The 17,274-nt window shown below is 63.0% G+C and carries 12 protein-coding genes; 7 read left to right on the top strand and 5 right to left on the bottom strand.

The window, feature by feature from the left end; genetic code table 11:
* Nucleotides 1-48 precede the first annotated feature (48 nt).
* Nucleotides 49-2,163, bottom strand: a complete 2,115-nt coding sequence (locus tag GOB93_RS15475; RefSeq protein ID WP_242010830.1) for a protein-disulfide reductase DsbD family protein — start codon at nt 2,161-2,163, stop codon at nt 49-51.
* Nucleotides 2,164-2,457: 294 nt separating this feature from the next.
* Here GOB93_RS15475 and hrpB point away from each other — a divergent pair, with 294 nt between their 5' ends.
* From hrpB to infC, 3 genes are all read left to right on the top strand, one after another.
* Nucleotides 2,458-5,061 carry an ATP-dependent helicase HrpB gene (hrpB, locus tag GOB93_RS15470; RefSeq protein ID WP_173584423.1) on the top strand — a complete coding sequence of 868 codons (2,604 nt, stop codon included), beginning with the start codon at nt 2,458-2,460 and terminating at the stop codon, nt 5,059-5,061.
* Between the two features lie 210 nt (nt 5,062-5,271).
* The gene (locus GOB93_RS15465; protein ID WP_242010829.1) at nt 5,272-6,462 is read left to right on the top strand and encodes a S1C family serine protease; all 1,191 of its coding nucleotides are present in this window, start codon (nt 5,272-5,274) and stop codon (nt 6,460-6,462) included.
* 222 nt (nt 6,463-6,684) lie between these two features.
* Nucleotides 6,685-7,206, top strand: coding sequence for a translation initiation factor IF-3 (gene infC, locus GOB93_RS15460; protein ID WP_173584421.1), 522 nt, complete (start codon nt 6,685-6,687; stop codon nt 7,204-7,206).
* Nucleotides 7,207-7,381: 175 nt separating this feature from the next.
* Here the strand turns inward: infC and GOB93_RS15455 are convergent, their stop codons facing one another.
* Together GOB93_RS15455 and GOB93_RS15450 are read right to left on the bottom strand one after the other, a co-directional pair.
* Nucleotides 7,382-9,031 (bottom strand): ATP-binding protein, encoded by a 1,650-nt coding sequence (locus GOB93_RS15455; protein WP_242010835.1) that lies wholly within the window; start codon nt 9,029-9,031, stop codon nt 7,382-7,384.
* 298 nt (nt 9,032-9,329) lie between these two features.
* Nucleotides 9,330-10,094: a response regulator transcription factor gene (locus GOB93_RS15450; RefSeq protein WP_194300091.1), complete on the bottom strand. Its 765-nt coding sequence runs from the start codon at nt 10,092-10,094 to the stop codon at nt 9,330-9,332.
* 86 nt (nt 10,095-10,180) lie between these two features.
* On the opposite strand from GOB93_RS15450, the gene GOB93_RS15445 reads away from it, so the two are divergent.
* From GOB93_RS15445 to dnaJ, 4 genes are all read left to right on the top strand, one after another.
* Entirely contained in the window at nt 10,181-10,345 is a 165-nt protein-coding gene (locus GOB93_RS15445) for a hypothetical protein (RefSeq protein ID WP_173584402.1), read from the top strand.
* A gap of 18 nt (nt 10,346-10,363) precedes the next feature.
* Nucleotides 10,364-10,999, top strand: coding sequence for a nucleotide exchange factor GrpE (locus GOB93_RS15440; protein ID WP_338422395.1), 636 nt, complete (start codon nt 10,364-10,366; stop codon nt 10,997-10,999).
* A 184-nt stretch (nt 11,000-11,183) separates the two neighbouring features.
* Nucleotides 11,184-13,097: a molecular chaperone DnaK gene (gene dnaK / locus GOB93_RS15435; protein ID WP_173584400.1), complete on the top strand. Its 1,914-nt coding sequence runs from the start codon at nt 11,184-11,186 to the stop codon at nt 13,095-13,097.
* Between the two features lie 172 nt (nt 13,098-13,269).
* The gene (dnaJ, locus tag GOB93_RS15430) at nt 13,270-14,415 is read left to right on the top strand and encodes a molecular chaperone DnaJ (protein ID WP_173584399.1); all 1,146 of its coding nucleotides are present in this window, start codon (nt 13,270-13,272) and stop codon (nt 14,413-14,415) included.
* Between the two features lie 99 nt (nt 14,416-14,514).
* Here dnaJ and GOB93_RS15425 read toward each other — a convergent pair whose 3' ends face one another.
* Together GOB93_RS15425 and treF are read right to left on the bottom strand one after the other, a co-directional pair.
* Nucleotides 14,515-15,060, bottom strand: a complete 546-nt coding sequence (locus GOB93_RS15425) for a GNAT family N-acetyltransferase (RefSeq protein ID WP_242010828.1) — start codon at nt 15,058-15,060, stop codon at nt 14,515-14,517.
* Between the two features lie 93 nt (nt 15,061-15,153).
* The gene (treF, locus tag GOB93_RS15420; protein WP_242010833.1) at nt 15,154-16,992 is read right to left on the bottom strand and encodes an alpha,alpha-trehalase TreF; all 1,839 of its coding nucleotides are present in this window, start codon (nt 16,990-16,992) and stop codon (nt 15,154-15,156) included.
* Between the last annotated feature and the right edge of the window lie 282 nt (nt 16,993-17,274).

The raw sequence follows: 17,274 nt of genomic DNA, 5'->3' as shown, positions 1-17,274 counted from the left end.
AAGGGACGTCGTACGCGGTATGCTTCCAGGTCCGGGTAAGAGCGCTGTTCAGCCTCCCACCGCGCCGGCAACCAGGTCCGGTGTCAGAATCTGCGGCAGGACCTGTCCCTCGCCATGCGGCGGGTAATACACATAGAGCGGCACACCGTCGCGGCCATGCGCCCTCAGAAAAGCCGTGATCGTGCTGTCCCGGCTGGTCCAGTCGCCTTTGAGATAAGCGACCTTATGCCGGGTAAATACGTCACGCACGCGGGTGCTGCCGAGTGTAACCCGCTCATTGACCAGACAGGTGATGCACCAGGCCGCCGTCATGTCGATGAATACCGGCTGGCCTGCGGCACGCAGCGAAGCCAGTCGCTGCTCCGAAAACACCTCCGTATCGGAAGCGGAAGCCCGCGCGCCGTCTGAAGGCGGTCCGGACGCCGGCAGAAGCGGCAGCAGGGCCAGCGGTGCCAGTGCAGCCAGAAGAGCAGCCACACGAAGCAGTCTCGCTGCCCTCTCCGTGTTCCGGGCGCGTGCCGTTACCGCAAGCCAGCCACTGAAGCCGAGCGCCAGAAGACCAGTTCCCAGAATAAGCGTGGCATCACCCCCGCCCTGTCTTGAGAGCACCCAGCCCAGCCAGACACAGGTCGCGAGAATCGGAAAGGCCAGAGTCTGACGAAACAGATCCATCCATGCGCCGGGCTTCGGCAGCAGACGCCCGAAACCGGGAATGACAGCCAGCAGCAGATACGGGCTCGCAAGACCCAGCCCCATGCTCAGGAAAATACTCAGAGCGAAAACCGGCGGCGCGGCGAGAGCCCCCGCGATGGCCGCGCCCATGAAGGGCGCTGTGCAGGGTGTGGCCACCAGAACCGCGAGCAGGCCGGTCAGGAAATCCGATATCAGGCCGTGACTGCGGGAGATTAGTGACTGACCCGCACCGATGACCGGCAGCTCGAAAATGCCGAGCATCCCGAACGAGACCGCGAACAGCAGCCAGCAAATGGCGGCGACAAATCCCTCGGACTGGAACTGGAATCCCCATCCGGCGGAAAGCCCCGCATTGCGGACCGCAAGTGTGGCGGCACCCAGCGCCGCGAAGGTCGCGAGCACGCCCGCCATATAGGCCAGAGCGCTCTTCACGCGGGCCTCTTCGGAGCCCAGCCGCATGACCGCGAGCGCTTTCATAGCCAGCACGGGGAAAACGCAGGGCATCAGATTGAGAATCATCCCGCCCAGAAAAGCCAGCACGGCAAGCCGGGGCCAGCCAGCGGAAACCATGCCTCCTGCCACCGGGGCGGCCCCGGCGGCAGGAATGGCGCCGGACGCGCCTCCCGGCTTTGCCGCGACCGACAGGGCGCTCTCCTGGCCTGCGGCATCACGCAGGACAACGATCCCTCCGAGCGCCGCGCCGGCATGAAAGCCATCCTGCGGTTTCAGCCCGAGAGTCAGATGCCCGTCAGCCACTTTCAGCGGCTGCGGAGCGATCTGGCTGATCACGCCGGGGGTATCCGGGATAAACCAGGCGTCGCTTATGGTCTGTGGAGAAAGTCCGGCTCCTGACAGACTGAGCATCCCGTCCGGAGAAATCGTGGCGGTAAAAGGAGAGGGAATCGGACGAGCCGCGGCGGCCTGAGCAAAAAGCGGCGCCTGCGAAGACGGTGCGGGCGCGCCGGCCGGAAGCGTGAGACGGAAGTCGCCTTCCTCAGGAACGCAGACAGCCGCACAGACGAGCCACTCAGCATGTGCCGTGACCGCGACATCGCCCGGCTTTCCGTCCTGATCCGCACCCGCAGCCGGGGTCACGCTGACCGGAAGCAGCACGTCGCCCGTATAGCCGTAGGACATCAGTGGCCCGTCCGGCAGACGCTTCGGTGCCGGCCAGTCGATCGCGTCAGCCTTTCCTGTCGCGGCTCCGGTCAGTGTAACGGCCAGGGTCGGCGCCTCGCCGGCATCGCCCGGATTGCGCCAGTATGTGTGCCATGTCGGCCTGAGACGCAGCAGCAACCCGAACCGGACCGGCTTTCCCGGCCCGATGGTGTCGCTGTCGCTGACAAGCGTGGCCGTATCACGAACGGAGGTGACCGGATCACTCTCCGCGGCCCGGCCCGTGCCGGAGACGACGAGGAGCAGCACACCGAGCGCGAAAAGAAGACGGAAGGAAGCGGCGATCTGGCGCAAGGCGGCGGTCCTGTGAAGAAAAAGAGCGGCTCTTCTATATCGTCGGCGGCCTGCCGGAGAAACAGGGCCGCGATCCCGTGAAAAATCCGGCGTTATGTCTTTTGCAAACAGGAGACAGAGCAGGGCTCTGTCCTGCACCCGGAAGGGGTCACAGACCCCTTCACCCCGCCTGGGTTAATAAACCGGGATCAAAGGGACCTGGTCCCTTTGTGGGGTTCGGGGCAAAGCCCTGAAAAGCCCGCTCATAAGGCGCCACGATTGCCGCAGGATACCGACCTCGTCATAACCCCGTTCATGACCAGCAGTTCCTTTCCCGACCCCGCCGCCGCGCTGGCAACCCTTCTGTCAGCCCCCTCTCTGTCAGCGTTGGGCGACGATCTGCCGGTGCGCGACTGTCTCCCGGCCCTCGCCGCCACGCTGGATCAGACGCCGAACGCGGTCCTCGTCGCCCCTCCCGGTGCCGGCAAGACAACACTGGTGCCTCTCATGCTGCTCCAGTCCGGCTGGCGGGGAGAGACGGGCCGGATCATCATGCTGGAGCCCCGCCGCCTCGCGGCACGGGCCGCGGCGCAGCGCATGGCCAGTCTGCTCGGTGAGCCCACTGGCCAGACCGTCGGTTTCCGGACCCGCCTGGAATCCGCCGTTTCACAGGCGACCCGGATCGAAGTCGTCACCGAAGGCCTGTTTCTGCGCCGTCTCCTGTCGGACCCGATGCTGGACGACGTCGCCTGTGTCATCTTCGATGAAATCCATGAGCGGTCGCTGGATGCCGATCTCGCCCTCGCCTTCTCGCTCGACCTGCAGCAGGCACTGCGTCCCGATCTGCGCCTGCTGGCCATGTCCGCCACAGCCGACACGAAAACGTTGTGCGATCTCATGCAGGCTCCCGTCGTGGAGAGTCCGGGACGGCAGTTCCCGGTCACGGTGCGGCATGCAAAACGCGATCTGACCTCGGCGCGCGATCTTCCGCAGGCCGCCTCGCTGGCGATCAGGGACGCGCTGGCGGAGACTGAAGGCGACATTCTCGTCTTTCTGCCGGGCACGGGCGAAATTCGTCGCACGGCTCAGCTTCTGGACGGCGTGCCTGCTCTCGTCCTGCCCCTGCACGGAGAACTGCCGCCCGGCGAACAGGCCCGTGTGCTGACGCCTGAAGCGGGCGGACGTCGACGTGTCATTCTCTCCACTTCGATTGCCGAAACCTCGCTCACCGTTCCGGGTGTCCGGACCGTTATTGACGGCGGTTTCCGGCGTGCGCCCCGTTTCGATCCCGGCGCCGGTCTGGCGCGGCTTGAAACGATGCGGATCTCCCGAGCCGCCGCCACACAGCGTTCCGGCCGCGCGGGCCGCGAGGCGCCGGGTCTGGGTATCCGCCTGTGGACGGAAGCGACGGGACGCGGTCTCGCGCCGCATGACCGCCCGGAAATCTTCGATGCCGACCTCTCCGGTTTCGTCCTGTCCACCAGCCTCTGGCGCGACGCCATGGGCGGTGAGGAAACAGCGTTGCGTTTCGCGGACGCACCGCCCGCGGGCGGACTTGCCGCTGCGCGGGATCTTCTGACTCTGCTCGGCGCTCTGAGCGCGGACGGCAGACCGACCGAAGCAGGCCGGCGAATGGCCGCGCTGGGCACCCATCCCCGCCTGGCCGCCATGCTTCTGGCCGCCCGGAATGAACGTGAAGCCGCTCTCGCGGCCGATCTGGCCGCGCTGCTGGAAGAACGCGATCCGCTGCGTCCCCGCATGGGCGGCGCGCGGGGCGGTCCGCCGCCGGTTCCGCCCGCCGATATCAGTCTCAGGCTCGATCTGATCGCAGGCGGAGATCACGCGGACGCCGATCGCGGCGCTCTGGCCCGTATCCGTCAGGCGTCAGCGCAGTTCCGGAGACGCCTGCGTCTTCCTCAGGGGCTGGCCGCATCCGGAGACGTGGCGGCGCTGATCGCGGCAGGATTCCCTGACCGCATCGCCCAGGGGCGCGGTGAGGCGGGCAGCTTCCGGCTTTCGGGCGGCGGCAGCGCCCGGATCGGGCGGGCGGATCGTCTCGCGGATCAGCGCCTGCTTGCCGTCGCTTCGCTTTTCCTTCGCAAGAGCGCGGAAATCAGGCTTGCCGCGCCGCTGAACCCGGACACCCTGCCGGACGCATTGCTGGCCCGTGCGACGGAACAGGTCGAAACCGCCCTGGACCCGGTGAGCGGAGCGGTCATGGCCCGGCGTCGCCTGCGGATCGGAGCGCTGGTGCTGCGCGACCGCACTGAAACCGTGAAAAACGAGGACGCGGCGGGGCTTCTCCTGGCGCAGGCCGCCGCCGCGCTTCAGACGGCCCTGACCTGGACGGACGCCGCCCGGCAGTTCCAGGCCCGTGTGGCCCTCGTGCGACAGGCTCTGGGACGCGACGATCTGCCTGATCTGTCTGATGAAGCGCTGGCCGCCTCGGCGGAGACGTGGCTGTCGCCCTGGCTGGCCGGCCTCACCACGCTCGCCGCTCTGAAGGAGCTGGATCTCCAGGCAATCCTGCGGGCGCGCTTTTCCCATGCGGATCTGGTCATGCTGGATCGGGAGCTGCCCACGGAGCTGAAGCTGAAAGGCGGACGGATCAGGGTCGATTACACCGAGCCTGTCCCGGTGGCCGCCGCCCGCGCGCAGGTTTTCTATGGCACAACCGAGACGCCCCGCCTCGCCGGAGGGCGCGTGCCGCTGCGTCTGGCGCTTCTCTCTCCGGCGGGACGGCCGCAGGCGCTGACGGCGGATCTGGCCGCGTTCTGGACCGGCGGCTGGCCCGATATGCGGCGCGACATGCGCGGGCGTTATCTGCGGCATGACTGGCCGGAAAACCCCGCGATCGCCGAACCGCCACCACCACGCGGAGAGAACGGCGGCGGTTCGCGCAGTCGGGCAAAGCGGTAATGGCTGTGAGGTCCACGGCACAGGGCGCGAACCAAAGGGCAGGCGACGCAGGGCGCCGGTCACGGGCACGGCGCGCAGAAAATATCTTTCTGCCGAATACGGGACATTGCGCTCCCATGACGTTATGACCAGACAATAAAGCCGTAATGAGAGCCGCTGTCCGCCAATGCCCCTGAATGTTTCCCGCCTCCGGCATCGGATTGCGCGCTGATGTCACAGTGTCGTCCCCGTTGCGTCCGGGCACTGATCCTGGCCACGGCTCTGCTGTCCCCGCCGCTGTCCGGCTATGGTTCCGCAGCGGGTCTTCTCATAATGCCGGCCCACGCTGAAGTCGCCGCAGGGGGCACGGATGCCGGTCCCGCAGACGCGGCGTCCGGTGGCCTGCCTCTTGTCGCCGGGCTGCCCGTCACCTTCGCGCCGCTGGTCCGGAAAGTGGTGCCGGCCGTGGTGAACATCGCCGTCACCCGCGACATGGACCCGTCCTCGAACCGTCACCTGCATGTCCTGCCGGATGTCAAAGGCACGCCGCTCGAACGCAAATTCCGGGAACGCCTGCGCCGGCATGGAGAAGAGCTGCTCGGCGCGGGGTCGGGGTTCATCATCGATCCCTCCGGCGTCATCGTGACGAATAATCATGTGGTCGGTGACGCCAACAACATCACTGTCTCGCTTGCGAACGGGCACGAACTTCCGGCCAGGGTGCTGGGCAGCGACGATCTCACCGATATCGCGGTGATCAAGGTGGAAAGTCTGACACCGCTGCCATTCGTACGCTGGGGCGACAGCCGCCGTGTTCAGGTGGGGGACTGGATCATGGCGGCGGGTAATCCGTTCGGCCTGGGCTCGTCGGTCACGGCCGGCATCGTCTCCGCGCGCGGACGCGATATCGGCGCCAGCCCGTTCGACGATTTCCTGCAGCTCGACGCCCCGATCAATCCGGGCAATTCGGGCGGTCCGACATTCAGCATGAGCGGCGAGGTCATCGCCATCAACACGGCCATCGTCTCGCCCACGGGCGGATCGGTGGGGATCGGGTTCTCCATTCCGTCGGAAATTGTGATTCCTGTGGTCGAGGCCCTTCGCACCCAGGGACATATCGACCGGGGCTGGCTGGGTGTCACGCTTGAGGACGAAGACGGCCAGGACGGTTCAAGAGTGGTTGATCTCGATAAGGGCGGCCCTGCGCAGAAGGGCGGCGTCCGGAAGGGAGACTTCGTCACGACAGTCGGGAGCGAGCGGGTGGAGAACGCGCGCACCCTGATCCGGGCCGTCGCGGCGGCGAAACCGGGAACCGTGCTGCCGCTGACGGTGCGCCGGAAGACGGCGACTATCGTGCTGCAGGTGCCGATCGGCGTCCGTCCGGCTGATGACGGCCAGAATAATGATGGCGATGATCAGTGAAAAGGCCAGCGAAAAGCGACGTTCGGCGCACGGATCTGTTACCATTTTCTGCCTGCCGGGCAGTTTTCGCATAGCTGATCGCGATCGGAGCATAACGGGAATGCTTGATCTTGTGCGATCGTTTACGCACATACTGTCGTGCAACCTTTCGCGCGCCGGGTCGTATGGCCTGCGCGCCTTTCTTTGTCACGTCGACAGGAGCTGACCATAGCCAGACCACCCATTCCCTCTCCCCCAGGCCGGGAGGGACCCCGCGTCAACGAGGAGATCCGTATACCCCAGGTCCGTCTGATCGATCAGGATGGCGAGATGCAGGGCGTCATGCCGACACGTGAAGCGCTGGCCCGCGCTTACGGTGTCGGTCTCGACCTGCTGGAAATCAGCCCGAACGCTGAGCCTCCTGTCTGCAAAATCCTTGATTACGGCAAGTACAAGTACGAGCAGCAGAAAAAGCGGAACGAGGCCCGGAAGAAGCAGAAGGTCATCGAAATCAAGGAAGTCAAGGTTCGTCCGAACATCGACGAAAATGACTACCAGGTGAAGATGCGCGCCATGAAGTCGTTCATCGGCGAAGGCGACAAGGTCAAGGTGACACTCCGTTTCCGCGGTCGTGAGATGGCCCATCAGGATCTGGGTGTGAAGGTTCTGGAGCGCATCCGCACTGAGATGGACGAACAGGCAAAGGTCGAGCAGATGCCGCGGCTGGAAAACCGTCAGATGGTGATGGTGCTCTCCCCGCGATAAACTCTTTTGTCCATTCAGAAGATTCAGCCCCGGACTGTCCGACAGTCCGGGGTTTTTTTGTTCTTAACAAACCGGGATCAAAGGGGCTGCGTCCCTTTGTGGGGTTCGGGGCAAAGCCCCGAAAAGCCACCGCGCCGCCGGCATTGGCAAACGACAGAGAACCGGCTCCGGGCCGTCACGCCGCGCGCGGAAGCCGGATCACGAACCGTGCCCCAAGCACATGCCCCTGACCGTCCACCCGGTTTTCAGCGTGAATGGTTCCGCGCAGCGCCTGAATGATCTGGCGGCTGATCGACAGGCCAAGGCCCGAATGCTGGCCGAAATTCTCGGATTTCGGTCGTTCGGAATAGAAACGGTCGAAGATCGAGTCGATCTTCGACTGGGGAATGCCCGGCCCCTCGTCAGACACCGCGATCTCGACCATCTGTCCCGCCGGATGAGCCTCCAGCAGGATGTAACCATCCGGCGGCGAGAACGAAATGGCGTTTCCGATCAGGTTCCGCAGCACCTGCACCAGCCTGTCCTCCACCGCGAGAACGCGCAGCGGATGGCCGGCTTCGTCGCCGGTGACAGAGAGCGTGACATGGGGCTGTTCCGGTTTGCGGGTGGACTGATGAATCTCGGCCAGCAGTGACAGCAGCGGCGCAATGGCCACCGGGGTCGCCTGGGCGCGGGAAAGTTCCGCATCCAGACGGCTGGCGTCGGAAATATCGGTAATCAGCCGGTCCAGCCGGCGCACGTCGTCTGCGATGATCGTCAGCAGCCGGCGCTGGCGCTCCACATCGTCGATGCGCAGGGAGGTCTCGATCGCCGAGCGGATGGAGGTCAGCGGATTCTTGATTTCGTGTGAAACATCCGCGGCGAAACGTTCGATCGCATCCATTCTGGTCCACAGAGCCTGAGCGCTGTCCTGCAGGGCACGCGCAACATCGCCGATCTCGTCGCGCCGTCCGAGCAGAACGCTGGGCACGGTGCCGGTGCGGCCGGAACTCTCCCGCATGACATGCGCGGAACTGGCAAGACGCAGAAGCGGGCGGGCGATGGTCAGCGACAGATACCAGGAGAGCAGAACCATGATCGCCATGGCCAGCAGAAACAGCGACAGGATGGACGACCGGATCTTGAAGAGGGAGGTATCGACGACCTCGCCGGTGCGCGTGAGCTGGATCACGCCGACAGTCTGCCCGTCATGAATGACCGGTTCGGCGACCGTGATGACAAGCGTATGGTCGCGGGTCCGGCGGATATAGGGCGGCGTTTCCGTGTCATCCCGTCCGGTTTCGCTGCCGCCATGGTGAAAACCATTTCCCCCGTCCGTCATCGGCCCGTCATCGGCGCCGCCGACCAGTGAGTCGAGCAGACGATGCAGAACGCTGTTGCGGTTCGGGCCGGCAGCCGGCCTGGCGCCATCCCCGGTGCCATCACCGGCGGGCGGCTCCTGCTGATCGGGAGGCAGCGGCGGGCTGCCCGCCGGGCGATGCGCCAGTTTCTCCTGATGACTGTCGGCGATGAGCTGGCCGTCCGGCGCATATACGCGGGCATCGGCGCTCGGGCTCGGTTCGGTAAGACGCAGGAGCAGCGGGCGTGTCAGCACGGCTTCCAGAACGTAGGAGCCGCCCGGAAAGGATTCTCCGTGCCGGGTCCGCGCCGCCGGACTGATCGAGACCGCGCTCTGCCCGAGCGCGCCCGCATAGATACGGGCCTGTTCACGCAGCGCATCGACCTCGGCGTTCAGCAGACTGTTGCGAAACTGATTGAGGAACAGCAGCGTCAGGCCGAACACGACGAGCGGCAGCATGTTCACAAGCAGAATGCGGCGCATCATCGGCGAGATGAGGCGACGATCCGACGCATCGAGCAGATCGGACGGCGTATCCGACGGATGGGGAATAATGCCGCGAAATTTCTGTGCCAGTCCGGCGAGCCGCGCTGACAGCCAGCCTGCCCGTCCGGTCCTGTTTCCGTCCGGAGGGCCGGCAGTCACGGGCGCCTCATCGGCGGCCGCAGTGTCAGACTGAATGTCGGCGCGCCGGTCGAAAGCCTCACCGGACATGGTCAGGACGTGACAGCGGAAAAGAGGCGGGCGCCGGACTGACTGCTCATGAACGCGCCCCTTTCACCGGTCACTCCTCTTTATACCGATAGCCGATGCCATACAGCGTTTCGATCTGGTTGAAATCGTCATCAACCTGACGGAATTTCTTTCTGACCCGCTTGATATGACTGTCGATGGTCCGGTCATCGACATAGATATTGTCGCCGTAAGCGGCGTCGATGAGCTGATCGCGGGATTTGACCAGTCCCGGCCGGGCCGCGAGCGCCTTGACCAGCAGGAATTCCGTGACGGTCAGCGGAACGTCACCGCCACGCCACTGGCTGCGGTGCCTGGCCTCGTCGAGCGTGAGATTGCCACGAACGAGCAGGGAGCCGGTGGCCTCGCCGGCGGCCTCGGCGCGGTTGACCTCGTTGCGGCGCAGGAGCGCCCGGATCCGTTCGATCAGAAGGCGCTGGGAAAAAGGCTTCGTGATGTAATCATCCGCGCCGAGGCGGAGTCCCATCAGCTGATCGACTTCCTCGTCTTTTGACGAAAGGAAGATGATGGGCAGGCTCGACCGTGCCCGCAGCCTCTGGAGAAGCTCCATGCCGTCCATGCGTGGCATCTTGATGTCGAGCACGGCCAGATCCACCGGCCGCGTTGTCAGGTCCTGGAGCGCCTGCTCGCCGTCCGTATAGGTCCGGACCTGATAACCCTCGGCTTCCAGGGTCATCTGGACGGAGGCCAGAATGTTGCGATCGTCATCGACCAGGGCGATCGTCTGTTTTGTCGTCTCCGTCACGGATCCGTCTCTCCCGCTGTAAAAGCGCGTCTGTAATTGCGCGTCTGCCATATGGGCATGCCTGCTACCGGCGCGACCATAGCCCGCTCCCACAGCCGGTGCTATGGGGATCGCGGGCCTGCGTCTGACTGTCATGCATGAATGACAGTTCGGGTTTTGTGAAGAAGCTGGTGATTATAGACTGCCTTCATCCGGAGCCGGTCCAGACCGGTCCGGATGACGTGGATGCAACATGGCCGGCCGCGGATATGTCACGTTTTCTTCGGTTTGCGTGCCTTGCGGGCCAGAGTGAGGATGCCTAACTCATTGCTATGATGAACATGACAGAAAATCACGAGACCGGAACGGCAGCGGAGCATGCCGGGTCCGGCCAGACAGAGCAGGGATCGCCACACGTGTCTCATGAAGATGTGCAGCCGGAGGCGCCTGCCGCCGGCGCCGGAAGCGCTGATGACGTGATGAGCGCGGCGAGCGCCCGGATCAAGGAACTCGAAGCGCAGCTTGCCGAAGAACATGACAAATGGGTCCGCTCGGAAGCCGAGATGCAGAATCTGCGCGCGCGCACAAAGCGCGAGCTGGATGATGCGCGGCAGTATGCGGTGCAGAAATTCGCCCGCGATGTCGTCGAGGCGGCTGAAAACCTTCGCCGTGGTCTCGCCAGCCTGCCGAAGCCGGCAGAGAATGAGGACGGCATGATTACGAAGATGAGGGAAGGCATCGAGAGCACCGAGCGCTCGTTCCTCTCCATCCTCGAACGGCACGGCGTGATCTCCCATGATCCGTCCGGTCAGGCCTTCGATGCGAACCATCATCAGGCTATGGCGGAACAGCCCAGCGAAGAGCATGCCCACGGCACGGTTATCCAGGCCTGGACACCGACATGGACCCTTCACGGCCGCCTGCTGAAGCCGGCCATGGTGGTTGTGGCGAAGAACGAGGGCGGCCAGGCGCAGTAAGCGTCAGAGTCCCTGAAAAGGGGATTCATTTCAGGAGCAGTATGCTCTTGAAACCCTCTCCGGTGGTTCTTACATCGGTTTAAGCTAAGGGCGGGTCCGGTCGGAAGACGACGGGAGCCGTAGCATTGAAGGGCAGTATCCGGTGCTTCGGGCCGGATGGTGCCGCTGAAGGGAGACTGAATATATGAGTAAAGTTATTGGTATCGATCTCGGTACGACAAACTCCTGCGTCGCCATCCGTGAAGGCAGCGAAAACCGCGTTATCGAGAACAGTGAAGGCGCCCGTACGACGCCGTCCATGGTCGCATTCACCGAGGGCGGTGAGATGCTGGTCGGACAGGCTGCGAAGCGTCAGGCTGTCACCAACCCGTCCAATACGCTGTATGCCGTCAAGCGCCTGATCGGTCGTCGTTACGATGATCCGACCGTCCAGAAGGACAAGGAGCTGGTTCCCTACGCAATTGTCAAAGGTGATAATGGCGACGCATGGGTCGAGGCACGCGGCAAGAAATATTCCCCGTCGCAGATCGCGGCGTTCGTTCTTGGCAAGATGAAGGAAACCGCTGAGTCCTATCTCGGCGAGAAAGTGACGCAGGCCGTCATTACCGTTCCTGCCTACTTCAATGATGCCCAGCGTCAGGCGACGAAAGACGCCGGCCGTATCGCCGGTCTTGAGGTTCTGCGGATCATCAACGAGCCGACGGCGGCCGCTCTGGCCTATGGTCTTGAAAAGAAGAACGGCGGCACGGTTGCGGTTTACGATCTCGGCGGCGGCACGTTCGATGTGTCCATCCTTGAGATCTCCGATGGCGTGATCGAGGTGAAGTCCACTAACGGCGACACCTTCCTTGGTGGTGAAGACTTCGACAACCGGGTCATCGATTTCCTTGCCAGCGAGTTCAAGCGCGATCAGGGCATTGACCTGAAATCCGACAAGCTGGCTCTGCAGCGTCTGAAAGAGGCGGCGGAAAAAGCGAAGATCGAGCTGTCTTCCTCCAAAGAGACCGAGATCAACCTGCCGTTCATCACGGCCGATGCGTCCGGTCCGAAGCATCTCGTGGTCAAGCTGACCCGCGCGAAGCTGGAAAGCCTGGTCGATGACCTGATCACCCGCACGATGGAGCCTTGCAAGGCGGCTCTGAAGGATGCCGGCCTGTCCGCGTCCCAGATCGACGAAGTTATTCTCGTCGGCGGCATGACCCGCATGCCGAAGGTCATCGAGGAAGTGAAGAGCTTCTTTGGTAAAGAGCCTGCCCGCAACGTGAACCCCGATGAGGTCGTGGCGATCGGTGCGGCTATTCAGGGCGCGGTGCTGAAGGGTGACGTCAAGGACGTTCTGCTTCTCGATGTGACGCCGCTGTCGCTGGGTATCGAAACGCTGGGTGGCGTGTTCACCCGTCTGATTGATCGCAACACGACGATCCCGACGAAGAAGAGCCAGACCTTCTCAACGGCGGAAGATAATCAGAGCGCTGTGACCATCAAGGTCTATCAGGGCGAGCGTGAGATGGCGGCGGACAACAAGCTGCTGGGGAACTTCGACCTGACGGGAATTGCGCCTGCCCCGCGCGGCGTGCCGCAGATTGAGGTGACGTTCGACATCGACGCCAACGGCATCGTCTCCGTGTCCGCGAAAGACAAGGCGACAGGTAAAGAGCAGCAGATCAAGATCCAGGCGTCCGGTGGTCTGTCCGATGCCGACATCGATAAGATGGTGAAAGACGCCGAGGCGAATGCGGCGGCTGACAAGGCGAAGCGTGAAGCCGTGGAGACACGGAACAACGCCGAGTCTCTGGTCAACCAGGTCGAGAAGTCTCTGAGCGAGGCTGGCGACAAGGTTCCGGCTGCCGATCGCAGCGAGGCTGAAAGCGCCATTGCCGCTGTGAAGTCAGCTCTTGAGGGATCTGACGCCGAGGCGGTGAAGTCGGCTTCCGAGCGTCTGACGCAGGCCGCGATGAAGGTCGGTGAGGCTGTCTACAAGGCCGGCCAGGAAGGCGCGGCTCCGGGTGCGGAAGGTGCGTCCGCCGCAGGCGGCGCGAACCCCGACGAGAAGGTTGTCGACGCGGACTTCGAAGAGATCAACGACAAGAAGTCCTGAGCGGCACAGTCCTGATCACGGCCGGACGCAAGTCCGGTCGCCCGTTCCGGAAGGCTGGTTTGTTGCCTTCCAGGTTTCAGGCGCCCGCTCCATCATACGGGGCGGGCGTCCGTTTTTTGTCCTCCCGACGCCCTGATGCGTCCGCGACCGGAGGCCGCCTGCGAGGAAATCGATGGCCACGAAAATTGATTATTACGCTGTTCTGGAAGTCTCCCGTGAAGTCTCTTCCGACGATCTGAAAAAAGCGTATCGCAAACTGGCCATGAAATATCACCCGGACCGCAATCCGGGAGATGCCGCGGCGGAAGCCCGTTTCAAAGAAATCAACGAAGCTTACGACGTTCTGAAAGACGATCAGAAACGCGCGGCTTATGACCGCTTCGGTCATGCGGCTTTCGAGGGCGGCGGTGGCGGCCCGGGCGGCTTCGATTTCGGTGGCGGTTTCGCGGGAGGTGGTCTGGGAGACATCTTCGAGCAAATGTTCGGAGACATGATGGGCGGGCGTCGTGGCGGCGGAGGCCGCCGCGCCGGCGCCGACATCCAGACCCAGGTCGAGATTACGCTGGCCGAGGCCTTCGCCGGCGTTAAAAAATCCATCACCGTCAATACCCGTGTGATCTGTGAATCCTGTGACGGCACGGGGTCGAAAGACGGTGAGTCCGGCGTCAGCGTCTGTCCGAGTTGCCATGGCGCAGGCAAGGTGCGGGCTCAGCAGGGTTTCTTCGTCGTCGAACGGGCCTGCCCGACCTGTCACGGCGCGGGCAAGGTCGTGAAAGATCCCTGCACGGCCTGCCGGGGTGTCGGCACGATTCAGAAATCCCGCACGCTCGAAGTCGCGATCCCCGCCGGTGTCGAGGACGGCATGCGGATTCGCCTGTCCGGCGAAGGAGAATCCGGCGGCAAGGGAGCGGAGCCCGGCGATCTCTACGTTCATGTCGCGATCCAGACCAGCGAACTCTTCCAGCGCGACGGTTCGAATATCTACTGCCGTGTTCCGCTCCGCATGGCTCAGGCCGCGCTCGGAACTGAAATCGAGGTGCCGGTCATCGACGGCAGCCGCGCCAGTGTGAAAATTCCGGCCGGCACGCAGAGCGGTGAGCATTTCCGTCTGCGGGGCAAAGGCTTCTCGGTTCTCCGCTCTTCCTCGCGCGGCGATATGTATATCCAGGTGACGGTGGAAACGCCGCAGCATCTGAACAAGCGCCAGCGTGAACTTCTGGAGGAGTTCGAAAAAGAAGCCGGCGAAAACGTAAAGGGTAGCCCGGAACACGCCGGATTCTTCAGCCGCGTCAAAGACTTTTTCGAAAACAAGAGCTGATCAGTCAGCCCGTTATTACAAAGAAGTTTCTGGTGAAGCTTTTTTCAGAAAGCTTCAGAAGACGCCGCCTTTTTGAAAAAAGGCGGCACCCAAAAACTTTTATTTTATCAAAGACTTATCGCTATCCGTACACCACGCTTCGCGCGTCAGGGTAAATTCATACTCGTCACTCTGCGAGCCTCTGAAGAAATCGGCATTCACAATCTTTCGCAGGAGTGTAAAGCCAAGCTTTTTCAGAAGCGCGACTGAACCCGCGTTCCGTGTATCCACAAACGCACGGGCAGTATGAATGGGATCGCGTGCGAAAAGATCGTTCAGCATCAGGGTCATCGCCGCTGTTGCGATGCCGTTCCGCCACAAAGATGGAAAGACATGATATGCGACCAGTGCTTCCTGTCCGGTCAGCGTCGCCTGCGTGTAGCCTGCGGGACGCCTGTCATCACCATATCTGATAATCAGGTTCAGCCAGATTTCGCGCCCGTCCGGCGTCCCGCCTGATGAGAGCATGATATATCGCTCCCGCAGTTTTTCAGGCGTCTCCGGTGGCTCGTCCGGAATAAAAGCATAGCCTCTTTCATCGGACAGGCCGGCGAACATTTCCGGCGCGTCGTCAGGTTGCAGCGGAGAGAGACAGATATTTTCCAAAAGCGCACATCCTTACAGCAACGATCGGAATGTCATGCAGCCGGCCGTCCGGAGGCGCACGCTGAAGCCGACATGCCATGGCGCCTGCTCTGGTTAATGTGACGCCTGGGGCAACGGCATCAGACTGAGATCCGGCGTTCCCGCCCCGGTTCCCGCTGCCGGCACCGGGGGAAGAACCTGTCCCTCCATCGTCGGCTTCCGGACAACCGGGATCGGTGCCGTATCCGGTCCTTCCGTCGCCGGATTTTCCTTCGAAGCCTGACCGGAAAGCGGATTCCTGTTCAGGATCTGCTCAACATCGCGCGGATAGCGGTTCATCAGCGCGAGCAGCGTGCCATTGGTCCAGCCGAACCCGATCTGCATCGGGTATTCACCCCCGCCGGCCCCGCCGGTCGGACTGATATCCGGTGCGACGACATCGTATTTTTCAAAAAGGACACCGCTCTTTTCATAAGTCCCGATCACGCGCGCCATCCACCGCCGGGCGATTTCCTCCGCCAGAGCGTCCTCGCCGTACTGATTCAGCCCCTTGATCGCCATCCACTGCAATGGCGCCCACCCGTTCGGGGAATCCCATTGCTGTCCGCTGGTAATATCCGTCGCGGTCAGACCTCCGATTTTCAGCAGCCTGTCCTGCAGTGTTTTCGCGACCGCACGGGCCTGGGCCTTCGTGGCGATCCGGAAGAAAAGCGGCGCGGCCGTAGCGCCGGACAACACATCGCCGGACTGTTCTTTCTTCCAGTTGTAATCATAAAACGCGCCGCGCTTTTCGTCCCAGAGCACCCTGCGGATCGCTGCGACCCGCTCCGCCGCATCCTTCGCATATCGCCCGGCTGATGCCTTGTCGCCGGTCAGTCTGTACGCTTTCGCCAGGGTGTCGGCGAGATGAGCGACCGCGCAGTTCATTTCAATCGTTACGAGATCCGTCGTGATGATCGTGTTCAGCGTGTGCCGGTCAGCAAGCCAGCGCGACGAGAAATCCCACCCGGTTTCCGAACCGCCACGAAGATTGCGCCACACATCCTGAGACGGACGCTTCGTCGAGGCCGCCGTGGCGATGTCCTGCGGATAACTTTCATCGCGCGGTGTATCGAGGTCGTCCCACGGACGAACCATCAATGTTCCGTCCTTCAGCCGGACGGAATGGCGCCAGGCGTGACCGGGCTCCAGCGTCGCCGCCCCGTCGGTCCAGTAATCATATTCGCGCTGCAGTTCCGGCAGAAATTTCCTGTAGGCCTGCTCTCCGTCATGCGTGGCCAGAAGATCGACCATAAGCGCAAAAAATGCCGGTTGTGACCGGCTCAGATAATAAGTCCGGCTGCCATTCGGGATGTGTCCGTAACGATCGATCAGTGAGGACAGATCTTCCAGCGTCGAACGCAGAAGATCGATGCGGTCATCCTCGTTGAGACCGATCATCGTGAAGTAGCTGTCCCAGTAATAGAGTTCGCTGAATCGCCCGCCAGGCACCACGTATTTTTCCGGAAGCGGCAGCAGCGACGACCAGGGAAGTGGCCTGTCCGGCGGGCGCGTCAGCACATCCCACATGCCGGTGATGTAATCGCGCACATTCTCGCCCGGCCTGCGCTGATAGGCAGCCGAGACAATAGCCGGAATCGTGAAATACGTCGCCACGAAGGCCTTGATGTCAAAACCCGGATCATTCTTCTGAGCGCGCCACGCAGCCAGAATCTCGGCGGGCGGATGGTTGGGATAAGCGTCCGCCGCCGCCTTGGCATCCGTGAAAATCCGGGCATCGCCGATCGCGGAAAACAGCCCGTCCAGCGCGATCGAAGGTGGCCGGAGATCCTGTGAGACATCGGCCCGCACGCTGGACTGCCGTGCCGGGATAACCGGCGGATGGAGCAGGATCACCGGCGCATCCGCCTGATCCCGACCCCGGTCCTGATCCTGTCCGGCAGGGGCCGCCATCTGTGCGGCCTGCGAGACGGCCTGTGCGAACGCTGTTGCGGGCATGACGGAGAGGCCCGCAAGAATCAGCAGAGCGAAAGCCGGAGACCGGGTCTTGCGCCGGGCAGTCACGCTGCTGATGTCAGAGGGATCTGTCCGTGATGAAAGGGGCGAAATCAGCGGCCTCAAAAAATTTCCTTTCCTCACCCGGTCACCAGACCATCCGCCGGATCGCCTGCAGGATTAAAGCGGGCGAAAGGCCGTCGGGTTTTCCGGTTCATGCGAAAACGGTTATGACAGAAA

Origin of the sequence: Acetobacter musti (genome assembly GCF_011516835.1) — a bacterium.
Lineage (GTDB): Bacteria > Pseudomonadota > Alphaproteobacteria > Acetobacterales > Acetobacteraceae > Acetobacter > Acetobacter musti.
The sequence above is the reverse complement of the archived record's forward strand: the minus strand, read 5'-3'. Positions and strand labels throughout refer to the sequence as shown.